Annotated in this window: 20 protein-coding genes; 6 read left to right on the top strand and 14 right to left on the bottom strand. The window is 65.8% G+C overall.

Annotated elements, in window-relative coordinates; translation table 11 throughout:
• Nucleotides 1–181 precede the first annotated feature (181 nt).
• The gene (locus tag H8B03_RS04020; protein WP_193140448.1) at nt 182–1,474 is read left to right on the top strand and encodes an arylsulfotransferase family protein; all 1,293 of its coding nucleotides are present in this window, start codon (nt 182–184) and stop codon (nt 1,472–1,474) included.
• A 28-nt stretch (nt 1,475–1,502) separates the two neighbouring features.
• On the opposite strand, the gene H8B03_RS04015 is transcribed toward H8B03_RS04020, so the two are convergent.
• Nucleotides 1,503–1,952, bottom strand: coding sequence for a YtoQ family protein (locus H8B03_RS04015; RefSeq protein ID WP_193140447.1), 450 nt, complete (start codon nt 1,950–1,952; stop codon nt 1,503–1,505).
• Between the two features lie 89 nt (nt 1,953–2,041).
• Complete coding sequence (locus H8B03_RS04010; RefSeq protein WP_193140446.1) at nt 2,042–2,677, bottom strand: class I SAM-dependent methyltransferase; 636 nt, start codon at nt 2,675–2,677, stop codon at nt 2,042–2,044.
• Nucleotides 2,678–2,768: 91 nt separating this feature from the next.
• On the opposite strand from H8B03_RS04010, the gene H8B03_RS04005 reads away from it, so the two are divergent.
• The gene (locus tag H8B03_RS04005) at nt 2,769–3,656 is read left to right on the top strand and encodes a LysR family transcriptional regulator (RefSeq protein ID WP_193140445.1); all 888 of its coding nucleotides are present in this window, start codon (nt 2,769–2,771) and stop codon (nt 3,654–3,656) included.
• A 66-nt stretch (nt 3,657–3,722) separates the two neighbouring features.
• A complete protein-coding gene (locus tag H8B03_RS04000; RefSeq protein ID WP_193140444.1) occupies nt 3,723–4,166 on the top strand; it encodes a DMT family transporter in 444 nt (147 codons plus the stop codon).
• Nucleotides 4,167–4,263: 97 nt separating this feature from the next.
• Here H8B03_RS04000 and pheT read toward each other — a convergent pair whose 3' ends face one another.
• The 4 genes from pheT to zapE form a co-directional block, all read right to left on the bottom strand.
• Entirely contained in the window at nt 4,264–6,672 is a 2,409-nt protein-coding gene (gene pheT / locus H8B03_RS03995; protein ID WP_193140443.1) for a phenylalanine--tRNA ligase subunit beta, read from the bottom strand.
• A 150-nt stretch (nt 6,673–6,822) separates the two neighbouring features.
• A complete protein-coding gene (locus H8B03_RS03990; protein ID WP_193140442.1) occupies nt 6,823–7,530 on the bottom strand; it encodes a hypothetical protein in 708 nt (235 codons plus the stop codon).
• On the bottom strand, nt 7,527–8,606 hold the full coding sequence (pheS, locus tag H8B03_RS03985) for a phenylalanine--tRNA ligase subunit alpha (protein WP_193140441.1): 1,080 nt from the start codon (nt 8,604–8,606) through the stop codon (nt 7,527–7,529). The genes H8B03_RS03990 and pheS overlap by 4 nt, the downstream gene beginning before the upstream one ends.
• A gap of 278 nt (nt 8,607–8,884) precedes the next feature.
• A complete protein-coding gene (gene zapE / locus H8B03_RS03980; RefSeq protein ID WP_193140440.1) occupies nt 8,885–10,036 on the bottom strand; it encodes a cell division protein ZapE in 1,152 nt (383 codons plus the stop codon).
• Between the two features lie 232 nt (nt 10,037–10,268).
• Between zapE and H8B03_RS03975 the strand changes: the two genes are divergently transcribed.
• Nucleotides 10,269–11,666: a trypsin-like peptidase domain-containing protein gene (locus H8B03_RS03975; RefSeq protein WP_193140439.1), complete on the top strand. Its 1,398-nt coding sequence runs from the start codon at nt 10,269–10,271 to the stop codon at nt 11,664–11,666.
• Between the two features lie 95 nt (nt 11,667–11,761).
• Nucleotides 11,762–13,000, top strand: coding sequence for an MFS transporter (locus H8B03_RS03970; protein ID WP_193140438.1), 1,239 nt, complete (start codon nt 11,762–11,764; stop codon nt 12,998–13,000).
• Nucleotides 13,001–13,011: 11 nt separating this feature from the next.
• Here the strand turns inward: H8B03_RS03970 and H8B03_RS03965 are convergent, their stop codons facing one another.
• The 4 genes from H8B03_RS03965 to H8B03_RS03950 all read right to left on the bottom strand — a co-directional run bounded on the left by H8B03_RS03965 (nt 13,012) and on the right by H8B03_RS03950 (nt 15,900).
• Nucleotides 13,012–13,626 (bottom strand): HAD family phosphatase, encoded by a 615-nt coding sequence (locus H8B03_RS03965; RefSeq protein ID WP_193140437.1) that lies wholly within the window; start codon nt 13,624–13,626, stop codon nt 13,012–13,014.
• 4 nt (nt 13,627–13,630) lie between these two features.
• Complete coding sequence (locus tag H8B03_RS03960) at nt 13,631–14,080, bottom strand: YaiI/YqxD family protein (protein WP_193140436.1); 450 nt, start codon at nt 14,078–14,080, stop codon at nt 13,631–13,633.
• The gene (gene fghA, locus H8B03_RS03955; protein ID WP_193140435.1) at nt 14,077–14,907 is read right to left on the bottom strand and encodes an S-formylglutathione hydrolase; all 831 of its coding nucleotides are present in this window, start codon (nt 14,905–14,907) and stop codon (nt 14,077–14,079) included. The genes H8B03_RS03960 and fghA overlap by 4 nt, the downstream gene beginning before the upstream one ends.
• A 63-nt stretch (nt 14,908–14,970) precedes the next feature.
• Nucleotides 14,971–15,900 carry an AEC family transporter gene (locus tag H8B03_RS03950; protein ID WP_193140434.1) on the bottom strand — a complete coding sequence of 310 codons (930 nt, stop codon included), beginning with the start codon at nt 15,898–15,900 and terminating at the stop codon, nt 14,971–14,973.
• A 101-nt stretch (nt 15,901–16,001) separates the two neighbouring features.
• On the opposite strand from H8B03_RS03950, the gene H8B03_RS03945 reads away from it, so the two are divergent.
• On the top strand, nt 16,002–16,625 hold the full coding sequence (locus H8B03_RS03945) for a TetR/AcrR family transcriptional regulator (protein ID WP_193140433.1): 624 nt from the start codon (nt 16,002–16,004) through the stop codon (nt 16,623–16,625).
• A gap of 51 nt (nt 16,626–16,676) precedes the next feature.
• Here H8B03_RS03945 and H8B03_RS03940 read toward each other — a convergent pair whose 3' ends face one another.
• The 4 genes from H8B03_RS03940 to H8B03_RS03925 are packed head-to-tail and all read right to left on the bottom strand — an operon-like array spanning nt 16,677 to nt 19,843.
• Nucleotides 16,677–17,399, bottom strand: coding sequence for an NYN domain-containing protein (locus H8B03_RS03940; RefSeq protein ID WP_193140432.1), 723 nt, complete (start codon nt 17,397–17,399; stop codon nt 16,677–16,679).
• Nucleotides 17,399–17,896 carry a GNAT family N-acetyltransferase gene (locus tag H8B03_RS03935; RefSeq protein WP_193140431.1) on the bottom strand — a complete coding sequence of 166 codons (498 nt, stop codon included), beginning with the start codon at nt 17,894–17,896 and terminating at the stop codon, nt 17,399–17,401. Before H8B03_RS03935 ends, H8B03_RS03940 begins: the two co-directional genes overlap by 1 nt.
• Nucleotides 17,893–18,702 carry a potassium channel family protein gene (locus H8B03_RS03930; protein ID WP_394355443.1) on the bottom strand — a complete coding sequence of 270 codons (810 nt, stop codon included), beginning with the start codon at nt 18,700–18,702 and terminating at the stop codon, nt 17,893–17,895. Before H8B03_RS03930 ends, H8B03_RS03935 begins: the two co-directional genes overlap by 4 nt.
• A gap of 28 nt (nt 18,703–18,730) precedes the next feature.
• On the bottom strand, nt 18,731–19,843 hold the full coding sequence (locus H8B03_RS03925; RefSeq protein ID WP_193140430.1) for an S-(hydroxymethyl)glutathione dehydrogenase/class III alcohol dehydrogenase: 1,113 nt from the start codon (nt 19,841–19,843) through the stop codon (nt 18,731–18,733).
• Between the last annotated feature and the right edge of the window lie 105 nt (nt 19,844–19,948).

The following is a 19,948-nucleotide window of genomic DNA, read 5'->3' as shown; positions in this document are numbered from 1 at the left end:
GGCCCGTGCCGGGCCGCGGCCGGGCACCGCGAAGGGGCTTGCCCCTTCCGGGCCCGGGCGCTCGCCCTCAACGCACAGGCCCGACCTGCGATAATACGCGCATCCGGATTACCGGCTTTTTCCGGTGGCACTGCCGCGCCCGCGCGCTAAGGTTTCACCGGCATTCAGGGGCAGGGCAGTCATGTCGCGACTTCGCAGTTTTTTCGAGTTTTTCATCCCCATCGCGTCGGGTCTGGTGTTGGGGGTCTTTCTGGGCGCCCTTCTGGGGGTCTGGAAACTGCCGCCCTATCCGCAGATCCAGCAGGCAATCCAGACCGCCCGCACGCTATACGCCGAAGGCAAGGCCATGGTCGGCGTCGCCCCGGTGCAGCACCTGGCCCCCCTGCGGGACCAACCACCCGGCATCAGCGTGCCCCTGCCCGATCAGGTCCAGCCCGGCGTGACCTTTCTGGTCAGCCTGTTCGACGGCGATTTCACCGCCCGGCTTTACGCGGCCGATGGCGCGCAGTTGTACCAATGGCCCATCGACCTGTTCGAGGTCGATTTCGACGAAAAGGCCCACAAGTTCCACACCCTGATCCACGGCGCGCATCTGTACGAGAACGGCGACATCCTGGCCAATCTGGATGGCCAGGGCCTGATGCGCATTTCCCGGTGTGGCGAGATCGTATGGCAGAACGCGCTGCGCCCGCATCATGCCATCGACATTGCCCCCGACGGTACCATCTGGACCCCGGCCAGCGGCGAGATGGAGGTGGAACCCCGCCTTGCCGATACGCCCCTGCGCTTTGACCGGGTGCGTGGCTTTTCTCCCGACGACGGCGCCCTGCGCGAAGATCTGGATCTGAAGGATCCGCTGGTCCGCGCGGGATATCAGGGGATTGTGTCGGCGCTGCGCAACACGCCCACGGATGTGCTGCACGTCAATGACGTCGAAGTTCTGCGCCCCGAGATGGCCGATGCCTTCCCGCTGTTCGAGGCCGGCGACCTGATGATCAACGCGCGCAACAAGAACCAGATCTGGATCCTCGACGGCCAGACGATGGATCTGAAATGGTGGATGACCGGACCGATGAGCGGCGCCCATGATCCGGACTTCCAGCCCGATGGCACCATCACCCTGTTCGACAACCGCCCCCTGGCCGAGCCACGCGCCGATACCGGCTGGACCACCCTGCTGGGCGGCAGCCGCATCCTGCAGATCGACCCGGTCACGCGGGCCACGGCAACCCTCTGGCCGACCGAGGGCGGCGAGGATTTCTACACCCCGTTCCGGGGCAAGCACCAGATGCTGGACAATGGCAACGTGCTGATGGCCGAAACCGATGCCGGACGGGCGCTGGAACTGACGCCCGACGGGCAGATCGCCTGGCAATATGTGAACGCCTATGACGACACCCAGGTCGCGTGGATGATGTCGGCGATGAAATACCCCGAAAGCCACGCCGCCTTCGCCGCGCAGCCCTGCCCCTGATCCGGGACCGGGCCGCGCGCCGCCGGGGTCAGCCCGGCAGGTACCCGGTCAGCACGTAGCGCAGGATCTGCACCACCTGCTGCGGCGTCTCGGCCACGGCCAGTGCGGCGGCATCGACCTCTTTCAGCGGGTGCTGGTGATCGGCCCCATGCAGCACGATCAGCGACTTTCCAAGCGCGGCGGCATAGCCCGCGTCGAAGGCCGCGTTCCACTGCTTGTATTTCTCGCCAAAGCGCACGACCACCACATCGGCATCGGCAATGCCTTTGCGGGTGCGGATGGCGTTCACCTTGGCGCCCTTGTGGTCATGCCAGAACTTGCTGTCCTCGCCGCCCAGGATCGCCACGCCGCAATCGTCGCTGGCGTCGTGATCGGTGACCGGGCTGTCGAACTGCACGTCCAGATCCGAGGATCCCTCGACGATCTGTTCGCGCCAGTCAGTGTGGATCTCTCCCGAGAGGTAAACTTTCAATGCCATGCCATTCTCCCTTTGCTGCGCCTTTCCCTAAACCGGGGGGCGCGGCGCGCCAAGCCCCGCCTGGGGCGGTTTCCGGCGCGCCCGCCGGCCTAGCGCTTGCGCGCGACGATATAGCGGCTGGGGGGCCGGGCCGGATAGTTGCCGGTCTCGATGATGTCGAACCCTGCCGCAGTGGTCGCCTCTTCCAGTTCGGCGATCTTCAGAAAGTTGACCGCAGGGGCCTTGCCCAGCAGTTGCGCGATCGGCAGGGCCAGCAGCATGGCGCGGATTTTCAGCGGCGTGTTGCGGTCGGTCAGGCAGGGCGTCTTGGTGATCAGCAGCCCGCCGGGGGCCAGCAGCTCATGGGCACGGGCCATAACCGCGCGCGCATCCGGCACCAGGTGCAAAAGGTTGAGCCCCAGAACCGCATCGAACGGCCCCTCGACCCCTGCGGCCAGCGCGTCGCACTGGCGAAACGCCAGGTTGTCCGCGCCCTGCACGGTGGCCTTGTCGCGCCCGATGCCGATCATCGCGCCGGACAGATCCGTGGCCAGATAGCTGCCGACCCCATCGGCCAGTTGCAACGCGGTAGAGCCGGTGCCGCAGCCCAGTTCCAGCACCCGGTCACTGTCGCGCAGATAGGATCGGGTGCGGTCCAGCGTGTAGGTGTAAGCATCCATGTCCCGGATCCGGGACTTGGCGTAGCCGGGCGCGACTCCGTCCCAGAATTGTGTAGCGTCTTTCATGTGAACCCTCATGCAATGTCTGCACGCAGCATACTCATACGAAAACCCCGGAAGAATTGCCGAAATTCGTGGATACGTTATACAGATTTGCATGAAAGATCCCCTCGCGAACTTTGACTGGACCCGCGCGCGCGCTTTTCTGGCCACGGCTGAGGAAGGCTCGCTGTCAGCCGCCGCGCGCAAGCTGGGGTTGACGCAGCCGACGCTGGGCCGACAGGTGGCCGCGCTGGAGGAAGAACTGGGCGTGTTGCTGTTCGAACGGGTGGGAAAATCGCTGACGCTGACCCGCGCCGGGGCCGACCTGCTGGAGCCGGTGCGCGCCATGGGCGAGGCCGCGACACGCGTGGCGCTGGCAGCCTCGGGGCAGGCGCAATCCATTGACGGGCTGGTGCGGATCACCGCGTCGGATATCTTCTCGGCCTACCATCTGGTGCCGATCCTTGGCGAATTGCGCCGGCAGGCCCCGATGCTGGAAATCGATGTCATCGCGGTCAATGACATTCGCGACCTGATGCGCCGCGAGGCCGATGTCGCCATCCGCCATGTGCGCCCGAGCCAGCCCGATCTGGTCGCGCGGCTGCTGGGCGAGGCCTCGGCCAGCCTTTACGCCGCGCCCGACTATCTGCGCACCCGTGGGCGGCCGCAGCGGGTCGAGGATCTGGCTGGGCATGATTTCATCAGTTTCGGCGATCCCGCCATGATGCGCGATCATCTGCAGGGCCTCGGCTATCCGGTGGCGCGCGAGAACTTCAAGCTGAACTCGCAAAACGGGCTGGTGGCCTGGGAATGCGTGCGGCGGGGGCTGGGCATCCTGATGATGTCGGATGCCGTCGGGCAGGCGTCGGGAATGGTTCGGCTGCTGCCGCAGGTGGAGCCGCTGAAGTTTCCGGTCTGGCTGACCACCCATCGCGAGATCCACACCAGCCGCCGCATTCGGCTGGTCTTTGACCTGCTGGCCCGGCATCTGGAGATTGCCTGAAACACGGGTTTCCCTTGGTGACCTGCGTGTCCTGTCTCATGCTGGCGCTGTGAAAAGGAGACCAACATGACAATTGCAACCATTACGCTGGCCCTGGTTCTTGGGGCCATCGTGTCGATCTATTTCCCGATGATCGCGCGGTCGGCTCAGATCCTGGGCTCGGGATCATTGGCCAATGTGCCCTTCTTCGCCATCGCTTTTGTCAGTTCGGTCGCCATCGCACTGGCGACCGGCAGCCGTGCGGCGGATTTCCAGAAGATCGGCACCGTTCCGCTGTGGCTGCTGAGCGCCGGAATCATGAGCGCGGGGATGATCCTGGGATCGTCCTACCTGATCCCACGGCTGGGGCTGGGGGTGTTCTTTGTGCTGCTGGTGTCGGGCCAGGTTCTGGCCGGGATGGTCTTTGGCCAGCTTGGGCTGTTCGGCATGGCGCAATCGCCGCTGAGCCTGTCCAAGCTGCTGGGCGCGGCCATGGTGATCGGCGGCGTGACGCTGATCACGCTGAAATAGCCGGCGGGGGGGCAGCGCCTGACCGCCCCATCGAGGGGCGGTCAGGCGCGGTCCGGTGCAGGATGCCCCGGACCTGCCCTGCGGCTGACCACCGGCCCTAGCCGCGCAGGGTGCCGCCCGTGGCCTTGGACACCTTTGCGATGATCTTGTCGGCCACGGCTTCGATGTCCTTGTCCTTGAGCGTCTTGTCGGTGGGTTGCAGCCGCACCGAGATGGCAAGGGATTTCTTGCCTTCGCCCATCTGCGCCTGCGCCTTCTCGCCCCGGAATTCGTCAAACACGTGGACGCTTTCGATCAGCGCCTTGTCGGCCCCGGCAGCGGCATTGACCAGCGTCAGCGCCTCGACCCCGTCATCGACGACGAAGGCAAAGTCGCGCTCCACCGCTTGCAGATCGTTCAGCACCAGCGCCGGGCGGGTCGCGCCCTTGGCCTTGGGGAAGGGCACGGCGGCCAGGTGGATGGCAAAGGCCACGGCGGGGCCCTTCACATCCATGGCTTCCAGGGTGCGCGGGTGCAATTCGCCAAAGCCTGCCAGAACCTTCTTCGGCCCAAGGCAGATCTTGCCCGACCGCCCCGGATGCCACCAGCCGTTCATGCCGCGCAGGATCTGCGCCTTGGCAGGCGCGCCGATGGCCGCAAGGATCGCCTCGGCATCGGCCTTGGCGTCAAACACATCCACCGGACGGCGTTCGGTGCCGACCTGACGCGCGGCGGTCTGGCCGACCAGCAGGCCGGTGATCTGCACTTCCTGCTCGTCCGGCTCTCCACCGTGGAACACCGGACCGGCCTCGAACAGCGCCAGATCCAGAAACCCGCGCGCCTGGTTGCGTGCTGCCGCCTGCAGCAGGCCGGGCAGCAGCGAGGGGCGCATGTGGCTCATCTCGGAAGAGATTGGGTTGGCCAGCATGGTGGCATCGCTGCCGCCGCCGAACAATTCGGCCGAGACCTGATCGATGAAGCTGTAGGTCACGCATTCGTTGTAGCCGCGGGCCGCCGCCGCCCGGCGCGCCGTGCTTTCGCGCTTCTGCATCGGCGTCAGGATCGGGCGGGCAATGCGCGGCGTGGGCCGGGTCAGGGGCTTGCCTTCCAGACGGGTCAGCGAGGCCACGCGCGCGACCTCCTCGACCAGATCGGCTTCGCCTTGCACATCCGGGCGCCAGCTGGGCACCTGCGCCATGTCGCCGTCCATCACGAAGCCAAGGGCCTCCAGCGTCGCGCGCTGGGTCTCGGCCGGGATCGTCATGCCCACCAGAGATTGCACCCGGTCGGTGTCCAGCTTGTAGGCGCGTGCCACATCCGGAACCGCGCCGGCGGTCACGACTTTGGACGCCTCGCCACCGCAGAGTTCAAGGATCATCGCGGTGGCCTGTTCGATGGCCTGCCCGTTGAAGGCCGGATCGATGCCGCGTTCGTTGCGATAGCGCGCGTCGGAGTTGATTTTCAGGGCGCGTCCCGTGCGGGCGATCTGGATCGGCTCCCAGACGGCGGCTTCGAGAAAGACATTCACGGTCTCCTCGGTGCAGCCGGTCGGCAAGCCACCCATGATGCCCGCGATGCTCTCGACGCCGCTGTCGTCGGAAATCACCACCATACCCGGCTCCAGCGTGTAGTCTTTCTCGTCCAGCGCGGTCAGGGTCTCGCCGCCTTCGGCGTGATGCACCCGCAGGTTGCCGCTGACCTTGTCGGCGTCGAAGACGTGCAGGGGCCGGTTCTGGTCGTAGGTGAAGAAGTTGGTCACATCCACCAGCGCCGAGATCGGGCGCAGCCCGATGGCCTTGAGCCGCGCCTGCAGCCACGCCGGGCTGGGACCGTTCCTGACCCCCCGGATCAGCCGCCCCTGGAACAACGGCGCCTCATCCAGCGTGCCTGCATCAATGGTCACGCCGATGGGGCTGTCGAAAGTGCCCTCGACCGTGACATCCTTGGCCGGTTTCAGGGTGCCCAGCCCGCGCGCCGCCAGATCGCGGGCGATGCCGCGCACGCCAAGCGCATCGGAGCGGTTGGGGGTAATGGCGATCTCGACTACAGGGTCGACCTTGGCGGGATCGTTGGCCGCCAGCCAGTCGATGAAACGCTCGCCGATCTCGCCCGAGGGCAGTTCGATGATGCCGTTGTGCTCGTCCGAAAGCTCCATCTCGCGCTCGGAACACATCATGCCATGGCTTTCGACGCCGCGGATCTTGCCGACCTGGATGGTCATGTCGAGGCCGGGAATATAGGTGCCGGGACGCGCCAGCACCACGGTGATGCCTTCGCGGGCATTGGGCGCACCGCAGACGATCTGGGTCTCGCCGCTGTCGGTGGCGACCTGACAGACCCGCAGCTTGTCGGCGTCGGGATGCTTCTCGGCCTTCACCACCTTGGCCAGCGTGAAGGCGCCCAGCCGGTCGGCGGGATTGACGACTTCTTCGACCTCGAGCCCCAGATCGGTCAGGGTTTCGGCGATCTCGTCCACAGTGGCCGTGGTGTCGAGATGCTCCTTGAGCCAGGAGAGGGTGAATTTCATGGCGAAAGCTCCGTGCGGTCGTTCGCGTTGCGCTTACCGCAGGCAGGGGCGGATGTGAAGCGCAGGCGGGAAGAGTTGGAGGCTGCGCCCCTGCCCGCCCGGCGGAAACGACGGGGTGCGGCGGCGCGGGTCAAGGGAGGGGAGCCCCGGTCAGATCAGGCCCGATTGGCTGACGGCGAAAAGGGCGGCCAGCCCACCGGCCACCAGCGACAGCAGGCCAGCGGTGCGCCAGAGGCTGGCGGCGCGCTGCTCGGCGGCGGCTTCGGCCTGACGTTCGGCCAGCAAGCGCTCGAAATGTGCCCGTTCCTCGTCCAAAGCGCGGGAGACCTTGTCGCGTTCGACGGCCAGGGCATCCTGCTCGGCCCGCAGTGCTGCGCGGCCCGCATCCAGATCGTCGCGCAGGTCGCGCAGCCGATCCTGCACTTCGGACAGGGATTTCTGGGCCTGAACCAGCTCTTGCTTGCCCCGGAACACCGCGTCGCGTTCGTCATGGGCGGCTTTCTGGGCGGTGCGCAACTGGTCCTGCTCGGCCTCCAGCAACCGCTTGCGATCGTTCAGCGCGTCGAATTCCAGTTCCTTCAGCACCAGCACGCCGCGTGGCCCGACCTGCAGGTCGCGGACCTCCATCACCGTCACGGTGCCGGCGATCAGCCGCTTTTTCTGCATCTCGCGCAGGGTGTCCTGCAACCTGTGCCAGCAATGGTCGGCATCTTCGCCGGGTGCGGGCGCCATGTCGAAGAAACCCGGCGCTTCGGACCAGAACAGCGACAACGCCGTGTCGGGGAGGTCCGTCTCGGCGTGCCAATCCAGAATGCGCTGCAAGATGCGACGTTCCAGATCAAGGCCGTCGTGTATCACTGGCTGAGACCTCCGTGCAGGGTCGGCCGGTCCAGCGCGCTGAACCCGTAATGGCGCAGCCAGCGCAGATCACTGTCGAAGAAGGCGCGCAGATCGGGGATGCCGTATTTCAGCATCGCCAGCCGGTCGATCCCCAAGCCGAAGGCAAAGCCCTGCCACTGGTCGGGATCCACGCCCGCGGATTTCAGCACATGCGGATGCACCATGCCCGAACCCAGAACCTCCATCCAGCCGTCGCCTTCGCCGATGCGCAACTGGCCATCGACCCAGGAGCACTGGATGTCGACCTCGGCCGAGGGTTCGGTAAAGGGGAAATGGCTGGCCCGGAACCGGGTCTTGATGCCGTCGATCTCGAAGAAGGCGGCGAAGAACTCCTCCAGCACCCACTTCAGGTGCGCCATCGAGATGTCCTTGTCGATGGCCAGACCTTCGATCTGGTGAAACATCGGCGTGTGGGTCTGGTCATAGTCCGACCGATAGACCCGGCCCGGCGCGATCACCCGGATCGGCGCGCCGGTTTTCTCCATCGCGCGGATCTGCACCGGCGAGGTATGGGTGCGCAGCACATGCGGCGGGCGATTGTCGCCACCGTCGCGATGCATGTAGAACGTGTCGAACTCCTGCCGCGCGGGATGGTGCGGCGGGATGTTGAGCGCGTCGAAATTGTACCAGTCGCTTTCGATCTGCGGCCCTTCGGCCACGGCGAATCCCAGATCGGCGAAGATGGCGCTGATTTCCTCGGTCACCTGGCTGATCGGATGCACGCTGCCCATGGGCCGCCCGGCGGCGCGTCCGGGCAGGGTCACGTCGAGCCATTCGTCGCGCAGGCGCGCGTCCAGCGCGACATCGGCCAGCGCGGCCTTGCGCGCGGCCAGGGCCGAGTTGATCTCATCCTTCAGCGCGTTCAGCTTCGGGCCCGCGACCTGCCGTTCTTCGGCGGTCATCTTGCCCAGCTCGCGCATCTTCAGATTGATCTCGCCCTTCTTGCCCACAGCCTGAACCCGCAGCGATTCCAGCGCGGATTCGTCCGCCGCGTCGGCAATGGCGGAAAGATACTTGTCCCGAAGATCGTCCATCGATGGCCCCTGTGGTCTGCTCTCCAGCCTGCTAGCCGTCCGCGCCGCCGATGACAAGGTGGTAGGCCGCCGTTCACGCGTGGTGAAGACAGGCTTGGGGGCGGCCAGGTCCGGAAGGGAAATTTGCGCGCAGCGGGATTGCGGGCGCACACCCCTGCCAGTTCGCCGGATGCCGGCGAACATGGGCAGGGGGCACCCGGTTACTCGTTAACAAACACCGAAATACACTCTCAGGTTGTACCTTTGCTGAACAAAGAGTTTCTGACAAGCGTTTATATTCAGTGTGTTGTCGATTGACCCCAGTCCGCGGACTGCATTTCGCGCAATCGGCTGGCCGTGCGTTCGAATTCGAACGACCCGGCGCCGTCCAGATACAGACGCTCTGGCTCTTCCGCGGCGCTCATGACCAGCTTGACGCCGGCCTCGTAGAGCGCGTCGATCAGGGTGACGAAACGCTTGGCCTCGTTGAACTTCGAGGAATCAAGCCGTGGCACGTCTTCCAGGATCAGAACCCGCACCGCATCGGCCACCGCAAGGTAATCCGCCGGGCCAAGCATGGCGCCGCAAAGATCCCAGAAGCTGGCCCGCGCCACCCCGTTGCGGAAGCGCGGCAGCAGCACCTGCCGCCCCTTGACGGTCAGCACCAGCCCGGCGGACTCGGCCGCATGGGTGCCGCGCGCCAGCCCGGCGGCGGCGGCCTCGGTTCGGGCGGCCCGGATGCGTTCGATGGGCGCGCCGGTCATGTCCTGCCAGATCCTGTCGATGGCTGCGCGGGCGGAGTCGTTGGCGGGATGGAAATAGACTTGTTCGCCCGACAGCCGGTCCTGGCGATAGTCGGTGGGACTGGCCAGTTCCCAGATCACCAGATGCTTCTTGATTTCCTCGATGAACGGCAGGAACAACTGCCGGTTCAGCCCGTTCTTGTAAAGCTCGTCCGGATGCCGGTTCGAGGTGGTCACGATCACCACGCCAGCGGCAAAGAGCCGTTCGAACAGGCGGCCCACCAGCATCGCGTCGGTGATGTCGGTGATCTGCATCTCGTCGAAGGCCAGCAGGCGCACCTCGGCGGCGACCTTGTCGGCCACCGGTGCCAGCGCATCCTCGACCCCGCGCTTGCGGGCTTCGGCCATGCCGGCGTGCATTTCCTGCATGAAGGCGTGAAAATGTACCCGGCGCTTGGGCACGGGCACATGGGTAACGAACAGGTCCATCAGGAAGGATTTGCCACGCCCCACCCCGCCCCACAGGTACAGCCCCTTGATCTTTTCGGGCTTGGCACCGCCCAGCCCGAAAAGCCCGCGTTTGGGCGGCGGGGCCTGCAAGGCGGTACGGATGCGCTCGAACTCGGGCAGCACGGCCTCCTGGGCCGGATCGGGACGGATGGTGCCCTCGTCGGCACGGGTCGAATAGATGTAGCGCAGCTCGGTCATGGCACTGGCCTAGCGGCTGTTGCGATCAAAGAAAACCGTCCCGATGCGCGCAGGTCCGGCGGAACCGGAAAGGGAGCCCTCCCGCCCCCTTCGGCCGGACGGCCTGCCAGGGGTTGGGCCGGGCGCCGCGCCTGCGGCGCGGCGCGGGTGCGCCCTTGCTTCCCGGTTGCCCCTTGCACCTCGGGGGCGGTTTTTCCTATCTGAAGGGCACCCAAGACGAGAGCCGTTGCCCATGCGCCCCTTGCTGACCGCCCTTGCCCTGAGCCTTGTTCTGGCCGTCCCGCTGGCCCCGCCCACCCATGCCGACACGGAAGTTCCGGGCTCGCAGGCGCAGATGCAGTTGTCATTCGCGCCGGTGGTCAAGGCGGCGGCCCCGGCGGTGGTCAACATCTATGCCAAGCGCGTGGTGGCGCAGCGGGTCAGCCCCTTTGCCGACGATCCATTCTTCTCGCAGTTCTTCACACCCTACAGCCGCAGCGTGCCGCGGGTGCAGAACTCGCTGGGATCGGGCGTCATCGTCTCGCCCGACGGGCTGGTGGTGTCGAATCATCACGTCGTCGGCGACGCCTCCGAGATCCGCGTCGTGCTGTCGGATCGGCGCGAGTTCGACGGCGAGATCCTGCTGTCGGACCCCGAATCGGATGTGGCCATCATCCGGCTGCAGGAGGCCGCCGATCTGCCCGCCCTGACCTTCGGCGATTCCGACGCGGCCGAGGTCGGCGATCTGGTGCTGGCCATCGGCAACCCCTTCGGCGTCGGCCAGACCGTGTCCAGCGGCATCGTCTCGGGGTTGGCACGGTCGGGCGGCGTGCCGGGGCTGCGCGACAGTTATTTCCTGCAGACCGATGCGCCGATCAACCCCGGCAACTCGGGCGGCGCGCTGGTGGACATGGCCGGGCGGCTGATCGGCATCAACACGGCGATCCTGACCCGCTCGGGCGGCTCGAACGGCATCGGATTCGCCATCCCCGCCAACCTTGTGCGGCAATACGTGACCCAGGCGCAGGACGGGGCGACCCGTTTCGCGCGGCCCTGGGCGGGGATGGAGTTACAGCCGGTGGACGCAGCCCTGGCCGAAGCCCTGGACCAGCCGGTGCCGCGCGGGCTGCTGGTCACCCGGTTGCACGACCAAAGCGCCTTTGCCCGCGCCGGCCTGCGGCCCGGCGATATCCTGATGGCGCTGGACGGGCTGCCCACCGATGCGCCGGTGGAACTGGACTATCGGCTGGCCACCCGGGGGCCGGGGCGCGCGGTGACCGCACAGCTGCATCGCAAGGGTCAGGACCTGCAAGTCGACGTGGTGCTGGAGATCGCGCCCGACACGCCGACCTCCCCACCCCAGACCATCACCGCGCGCACCCCGTTCAACGGTCTGACGGTGGCCGAACTGACCCCCCGGCTGCTGGAGGACCTCAACCTTGGGCTTGAGGCGCGCGGCGCCGTGGTGGTCGCGGCACGCGGCCCGGCCCAACGCAGCGGCCTGCGCCCCGGCGACATCATCACCGGCGTCAACGGCACCCCGGTGACCGATCCCGAACAGCTGGCGCGGCTGTTGTCGCAGCGGGCCAGCGGCTGGGATCTGCGCCTGCGCCGCGACGACCGCGATCTGGTACTGCGCCTGCGCGGCTGAGCAGGCACCGGGCCCGCCGCTGATCGACCCCATCACAAGCTTTGATTTGACCAGCGCCCGCGCGCGCGGCAAATGTCGGCGGGAAGGAGCCGCCGATGTCCCAGCCTCGCCTGATCACCCCCGTCCTTGTCGCCGGCTGCCTGATCCTGATGATCAGCTTCTCGATCCGCTCGGCCTTTGGCGTGTTCCAGATCCCGATCGCGACCGAATTCAACTGGCCGCGTGCCGAGTTTTCGCTGGCCATCGCGATCCAGAACCTGGCCTGGGGCTTTGGCCAACCGATCTTCGGCGCGCTGGCCGAAAAGATGACCGACCGCAAGGCGATCATCCTGGGCGCGCTGGTCTATGCCGCCGGGCTGGTGCTGTCGTCCTTCGCGGTGACACCCGAGGCGCATCAGATGCTGGAGATCCTGGTGGGCTTCGGCATCGCCGGCACCGGGTTTGGGGTCATCCTCGCTGTGGTCGGCCGGGCCAGTTCGGATGAAAACCGCTCGATGTCGCTGGCCATCGCCACCGCGGCAGGCTCGGCCGGGCAGGTCTTCGGGCCGCCGGTGGCGCAATGGCTGCTGAGCTTTCTGTCATGGCAAGAGGTGTTCCTGGTCTTCGCAGTGGTGGTGCTGGCTTCGCTGGCGGTGCTGCCGATGATGAAAGCGCCCACCGTCAGCCGGACGGAGCTGGAAGAATCGATGGGCACGATCCTGAACCGGGCATTTCGCGATCCGACCTATACGCTGATCTTTCTCGGCTTTTTCTCCTGCGGCTATCAGCTGTCCTTCATCACCGCCCATTTCCCGGCATTCGTGACCGAATTGTGCGGGCCGATCGACCCCGGCGGGTTGCTGGCGGGCATGGGAATTACGACCACCTCGGCACTGGGGGCGGTGTCGATCTCGATGATCGGGCTGGCCAATATCGCGGGCACGCTGGCGGCGGGCTGGGCCGGCAAGCGCTATTCCAAGAAATACCTGCTGGCCTGGATTTATGCCGGGCGCACGGTGATCGCGGCCTGGTTCATCCTGACCCCAATCACCCCGGCGTCGGTGCTGATCTTTTCAGGGCTGATGGGGGCGCTGTGGCTGGCCACGGTGCCGCTGACCTCGGGGCTGGTCGCCCATATCTACGGCCTGCGCTACATGGGCACGCTGTACGGCGTGATCTTCTTCTCACACCAGTTGGGATCGTTCATGGGGGTCTGGCTGGGCGGCAAACTCTATGACCTGACCGGCGGCTACGAGGTCGTCTGGTGGGTCGGCGTCGGGGTCGGCGCGTTCAGCGCCATCATCCACCTGCCGATCCGCGAGCGGCCCTGGCAGGCGGTCCCCCGCGCCGCCTGACCCAAAAGCCGTCAGCCGCCGGACACCGGCAATCCATGTGCCCGCAAGGCCGCGTGCCAGCCCGCGACACCGTCAAACAGATGCGTCTGCCAGCCGCGCGCCTGCGCGGCGCGGATGTTGTCGATCCGGTCGTCGGTGAACAGCAACCGCTCGGGGGCGATGCCGCAATCGGCCTCGACCTGCGCATAGATCCCGGCGTCGGGCTTGATGATCCCCATGTGTCCCGAGATATAGCGCCGGTCGAATTCATCCAGAAACTCATACCGCGTGCGCGCCAGTTCAAACGACCCGATCCCGAAATTGGTCAGCGCAAACACCGGCACCCCCGCCGCCCGCAAGTCGCGCAGCAAGGCGATGGAGCCTTCGATGCGCGGCTGCGCCAGATCCAGCCAGTTGTCGTGCCACATGCGGATTTCGTCCCGGAATGCGGGATACTGTTCGGCGGTATCATAGATGGTGGCGCGGAAATCGCCGCCGCGATCGACCTCGTCGTTCATGCCGTGCAGATCGACGGCGGCGAACATGGCCTTGCGCCGCTCCTCGCCCACGACCCGGTCGTAATAGGTCTCGGGCTGCCATTCGATCAGCACATTGCCGATGTCGAAGATCACCGCGTCGATACTCATGATTTCACCCTTTCTTGGCCGCCGCCAAGGCCCCGTCCAGCGCCTGAAGGAACCGCGACCGATCGGCTTTCGAAAACCCGCGCCCGCTGCCCTGCAGGAACGGGTCCGAGGCGCGCAGGTCCGCCATCAGGTCCCGCGTCGCCAGCCGTGCGCCGATATTGGCCAGGCTCAGCGCCGCGCCATCGTGTTGCAGGACCTGCGCCCCGGCCTTCAGGCATTTGTCCGCCAAAGGCAGATCCGAGGTCACCACCACGTCGCCGGCGCCGCAATTCTCGGCAATCCACATGTCGGCCTTGTCCGGGCCGTCGTCGACGAAGACATGGCGCACCAGTGGATTGGCCGAGGGGCGCAGCCCGCCGTTGCAGACCAGTACCATCTCGACCCGGTGGCGCGTGGCCACCCGTTCGGCCTCGGCCTTCACCGGGCAGGCATCGGCGTCGATGAAAAGAGTCACAGATCCAGCGCATCCGCATGGAAGGCCATATGCGCCTCCATGAAGCTCGACATGAAGAAATAGCTGTGATCATAGCCCTTCTGGAAACGGAACACCCCGTCCTGCCGCCGCGCGGCCATGGCCTCGGCCAGCGTCTCGGGGTGCAGCAGGTCCAGAAACTGGTCGTCGGTGCCCTGGTCGATCAGCACCGGCCCGTCGAACCCATGTTCGCGCATCAGCAGGCTGGAATCATACGCCTTCCAACTGGCCTCGTCCTCGCCGAGATAGGCGGTGAACTGCTTGCGGCCCCAGTCCGAAACCATGGGATTGGCAATCGGCGCAAAGGCCGACACCGAAGCAAAGCGCCCCGGGTGCCGCATCGCCACTGTCAGCGCCCCATGCCCGCCCATGGAATGACCGGTGATGGCCTGGCGATCCATCTCGACGGGGAAATGATCTTCGATCAGCCGGGGCAATTCGCCGGTCACATAGGACCACATGCGGAAATGCGGATCCCAGGGTGCCTGGGTGGCATCGACATAGAACCCGGCCCCCTGCCCCATGTCGAAGCCCGTGTCATCGGCCACATCGGAGCCCCGCGGCGAGGTGTCGGGAAAACACACCGCCATGCCCAGTTCGGCCGCGTATTTCTGCATGCCGGCCTTGGTCATGGCGTTTTCATGGGTGCAGGTCAGCCCCGACAGGTACCACAACAGCGGCACCTTGCTGTGCGCGGCTTCCGGCGGCAGGTACAGCGCGAAGGTCATCTCGCAGCCGCAGGTCACCGAAGGATGGGCATAGACCCCTTGAACGCCGTCAAAGGCGCGGTTTTCGGATACGGTTTTCATCGGCGGTGATCCTTGTGCTTGTGTGCCTCAACGGCTACCGCGCCGGGGCGCGTCGGGCAAGCCTCAGCCGCCGGTCAGCCAGGCGATCACCATGGGCACGGTCACCACGCTGACCAGCGTCGAGATCAGGATCGAAGCCGACACCCGCTGCGGCGCCACCCCATAGTGCTGCGCCAGCATGTAGACATTGCCTGCCACCGGCAGCGCCGCAGCGGCAATCACAACGGTGGCGGCGAAAGGCTCCACCGGGATCAGCACCAGCAGGGTGAAAGCCACCGCCGCCGGATGCAGCGCCAGTTTGCAGAACGACAGCCAGATCGCGACCTCGACCCGTTCCGCCGACTTGTCCGCCAGCGAGGCCCCGATGGCAAACAGCGCCCCCGGCGTCGCCGCCGCCCCAAGGATCACCACGAAGGACATGGCAGGGGCCGGCAGCGTCCAGCCCGAGGCCGACCACGCCAGACCGGCACAGATCGACACGATCATGGGGTTGCGCACCAGCCCCAGCCCCACCGAGCGCAGCGCCGACGGCCGCATTCGTCCGTCGCGGGCAAGGGTGATCAGGATGACGATCAACGAGGAAAACACGATCAGATCGACCGACAGGATCAGAAGCAGCGGGCCAATGGCGGCCTCGCCCAGAAGCATCACCAGCATCGGAATTCCCAGGAACCCGGTGTTGCCGATGACCGCGACCTGCGCCTCGACCGCCGCCTCCTGCATCCCGCGCCGCCGCATCAACGCCACAATGGTGGCCAGCAGGTACACCGCCAGGCAGGCCAGCAGATAGCCGGTCACGATGTCCCAATCCAGCACCGCCCAAAGATCCAGGTCCGCCGAAAACCGGAACAGCATCGCCGACAGGGCAAAATAGAAAACGAACCTGGTCAGCGCCGAGGTCGCCTCCGGCCCGAACATGCCACCGCGTGCCGCCGCATAGCCCAACCCGATCAGGGCAAAGAACGGAAGTGTCTGAAGAAAAACAGCCAACATGGAAATTCGGTAGCATGCGGCTTCAACGCTGACCAGCACTCTGGTTGCGGCGTTTGAACCGTTCGGTTTAGACTGATCCCCAGCGTGGGAGTGCACAGATCTTGAACAAGCATGACGCCCCGATCAAACGGGGCCGGAAATTCGATCAGGTCGTGGCCGGTGCCCGCGAGGTCTTCCTGCGGGAGGGATTCGAGGGCGCCAGCGTTGACAGCATCGCCCGCGCCGCAGGCGTATCGAAAGCCACGCTCTACAGCTATTTTCGCGACAAGCGGCTGCTGTTTCTGGAAGTGGCGCGGATGGAATGCCTGCGCCAGGCCGAAGCCGCCATGTCCCTGGCCACGCATGGCAGTGATCCCCGCGAGACTCTGACCGACATGGCGCGCCGGATCACCGATTTCACCCTGTCGGACTTCGGTCTCAAGGTGTTCCGCATCTGCGTGGCCGAGGCCGAGCGATTCCCGGAACTGGGCCGCACCTTCTATCAAAGCGGTCCCGAGGTCGCGCGCCAGCATCTGACCGACTACTTGCAGGCGGCCACCGCTCGCGGCGCGCTTCGGATCGACGATTGCCGCCTCGCTGCCGATCAATTCGTCGAACTCTGCCGCGCCGATCTGTTCTACCGCCGGGTGTTCAACCTGACCGACAACATCCAGCCCCAGGAGGTCACGCGGATCGTCGACGGCGCGGTGGACACCTTCCTGGCCCGCTACGCCCCGCGCCTCTGACCGCAGCCCTTCTTCTTGGCAAAAATACTCCCGCCGGAGGCGTCCCGCGGCTCAATCCAGGCAGCGCACCTCGAACTGGTTGCCCGCGCCCCGGCGCATCTCGAACATCTTCAGATCGGCCAGAAGATCGCTCAGCTTCTTCTTGCCATAGTTGCGCGGGTCGAAATCCGGATTGGCGGCGGTGATGTGCTGGCCGACCTGGCCCAGCGAATACCAGTCGTCATCCTGGTCGATGGCCTCCATGGCGCGATAGATCAGCGCCCGCGCATCCATCGGCTTGAGCTTCCTGGGCGCCGGCGTCGCGATCCCCGGCGCTGCCGGTTCGGCCTCGCCCGAGGTCAGGTTTTCCACGTAGATGAAGCGTTTGCAGGCGCGGCGGAAGGCTTCGGGGGTCTTCTGCTCGCCCATGCCGTAGACGTCGATCCCCTGTTCGCGGATGCGGCTGGCCAGTCGGGTGAAGTCGCTGTCCGAGGACACCAGCACAAAGCCGTCGAACCGGCCGGTGTGCAGGATGTCCATGGCATCGATCACCAGCGCGATATCCGAGCTGTTCTTGCCCCGCGTGTTGGCCGGGGACTGGATCGGCACGATCGCCAGATGCGCCAGCTTCTTTTGCCAGCCTTTCAGCCCGTCGCGCGAAAAATCTCCATAGATCCGCCGGATCGAGGATTCGCCGAAGCTGGCGATCTCTTCGAAGATCGCCTCGGCATAGCTGGCCGGCACGTTGTCGGCATCGATCAGCACGGCCAGCAGTTTGGTTCCAGTCTCAGGCATCAGGTTTCCACCAATTGTTTGTACATCACCAGCGCGTCCACATAGCCGTGGACCGGGTGACGGAAAGCGCCGGGCAAGCGGCCGACGGTTTCAAACCCGTCCCGCGCCCAGATCGCGATGGCCCCGGCATTGGTCGTGACCACGAAATTGAATTGCATGGCGCGAAAGCCCATCTCCCGCGCAACGGTTTGCGAGTGCGCCAGCATCGCCCCGGCCACCCCCTGTCCGCGCGCCTGCGGATGCACCACGAATCCCGCGTTGCACACATGCGCGCCGCCGCCGCCCTGGTTGGCCTTCACATAGAAGGTGCCCACCACGCCGGACGGCAGTTCGGCCACGTATACGCTCTTTTCCGGCGCGGTCCAGAAGGCAAGCGCCTTGGCGCGCGGGATATCCGCCGCCACCGTATAGGTGTCGCCTGCCCGAAAGGCCGGCTTCAGGATCGTCCACAGGGCTTCGGCATCGGCGGGGGTCGCCGGGCGCATTTTCAGGCTCATTCCTGCCCCTCTGTCTCGATATGGATCACCGCACCGCAATGCTTGCAATGCACCGCGTCGGAATCGTGCAGCACCAGCCCGCAGGTCTTGCAGGGCTCGCGCACCTTGCTGGGCCGGAACAGCACCTGCGCCAGCCGCAGGAACAGCGTCACCCCGAAGATCATCACCACCACCGAGATCAGCCGCCCGACCGTTCCCTGCAGGGTGATGTCGCCGAACCCGGTGGTGGTCAGCGCGGTGACGGTGAAATACAGCGCATCGGCGTAGTTGCCGATCTGCGGGTTGGTCTGGAACTGCGTGGCATAGACCAGCCCGGTCATGACGAACATGAACACCACAAGGTTGATTGCCGCGACGATGACCTCTTCATGTTTGCGAAACAGCGGAAAATCCATCCGCAGACGCCCCAGCAACTGATAGGTGCGCAGCAGCCGCAAGGTGCGCAACACCCGCAGGAAGCCCAGCCCCTCGCCCGCAAGCGGCGCCAGGAACGACACGATCGAGACGATGTCCACCCAGGTCATCGGCCGCAGCATGAACCGCAGCCGCCGGGTGTTGATGAACAGCCGCGCCAGGAAGTCGGCCAGGATCACCACCCCGAACACGGCGTCGATGGATTCCACCACCGGCCCATGATGGCTGAACGAGGTGGCGATCACGAAGGCGATGGTCACCAGATCGAAGATCAGCAGCCCATAGCGGAACCTGTGCGCCCGGGCCGTCGATCCGGTATAGAGCGCGCGCAGCCAATCCTTCAGCCGCGCCGCGCCGGATGGCCTGCCGGGTGTCGTGCTGTCACCGGTCACCGTGCCGCTCCGGCGGCCCGTGCCGGGATCAGTAGACCACGACCGAACGGATCGACTCGCCCGCGTGCATCAGGTCAAACCCCTTGTTGATGTCCTCCAACCCCATGGTGTGGGTGATCATCGGGTCGATCTCGATCTTGCCCTGCATGTACCAGTCGACGATCCTGGGCACATCGGTGCGGCCCCGCGCCCCGCCGAAGGCGGTGCCGCGCCAGACCCGCCCGGTGACCAGTTGGAACGGACGGGTGGAAATCTCGGCCCCGGCAGGCGCCACACCGATGATGACGCTTTCGCCCCAGCCCTTGTGTGCCGATTCCAGCGCCGTGCGCATCACGCCGACATTGCCGGTGGCATCGAAGGTGTAATCGGCGCCGCCGCCGGTCAGCTCGACCAGATGGGCGACCAGATCGCCCTCGACCTTGCCGGGATTGACGAAATCGGTCATGCCGAACTGCCTGGCCATGGGGATTTTGTCGTCGTTCAGGTCAACACCGACGATCTGGTCGGCGCCGGCCAGCCGCAGCCCCTGAAGGACGTTCAGCCCGATGCCGCCCAGCCCGAAGACGATGGCGCGGCTGCCGATCTCGACCTTGGCGGTGTTGATCACCGCGCCGATGCCGGTGGTCACGCCGCAGCCGATGTAGCAGATCTTGTCGAAGGGCGCGTCCTTGCGCACCTTGGCCAGCGCGATCTCGGGCAGCACCGTGTGGTTGGCGAAGGTCGAACAGCCCATGTAGTGCAGGATCGGCGTGCCATCGAGCATCGAGAACCGCGAGGTGCCATCGGGCATCAGTCCCTGGCCCTGCGTCGCGCGGATCGACTGGCACAGGTTGGTCTTGGGGTTCAGGCAATAGTCGCACTCGCGGCATTCGGGCGTGTACAGCGGAATCACATGATCGCCGGGGACCAGCGAGGTGACACCGGGGCCGACCTCCAGCACCACGCCCGCGCCTTCATGGCCCAGAATCGCCGGGAACAGCCCCTCGGGGTCGGCGCCCGACAGGGTGAATTCATCGGTGTGGCATATGCCGGTGGCCTTGATCTCGACCAGGACTTCCCCGGCCTTCGGACCCTCAAGGTTCACGTCCATGACCTCAAGCGGCTTTCCGGCCTCGACGGCGACAGCGGCGCGTGTACGCATGTGAAACTCCCTGCTGTGTTTGCGCAGAAGAATGTTCCAAAAGACACAGCTTTACAACGATCTCCTGCCCCATGGCTTGCGCAGGATGTTCCGGGACGGCAGGTT

It is taken from the genome of Meridianimarinicoccus sp. MJW13, assembly GCF_014901205.1.
In the GTDB taxonomy this organism is placed as follows: Bacteria; Pseudomonadota; Alphaproteobacteria; order Rhodobacterales; family Rhodobacteraceae; genus Meridianimarinicoccus.
The sequence above is the reverse complement of the archived record's forward strand: the minus strand, read 5'-3'. Positions and strand labels throughout refer to the sequence as shown.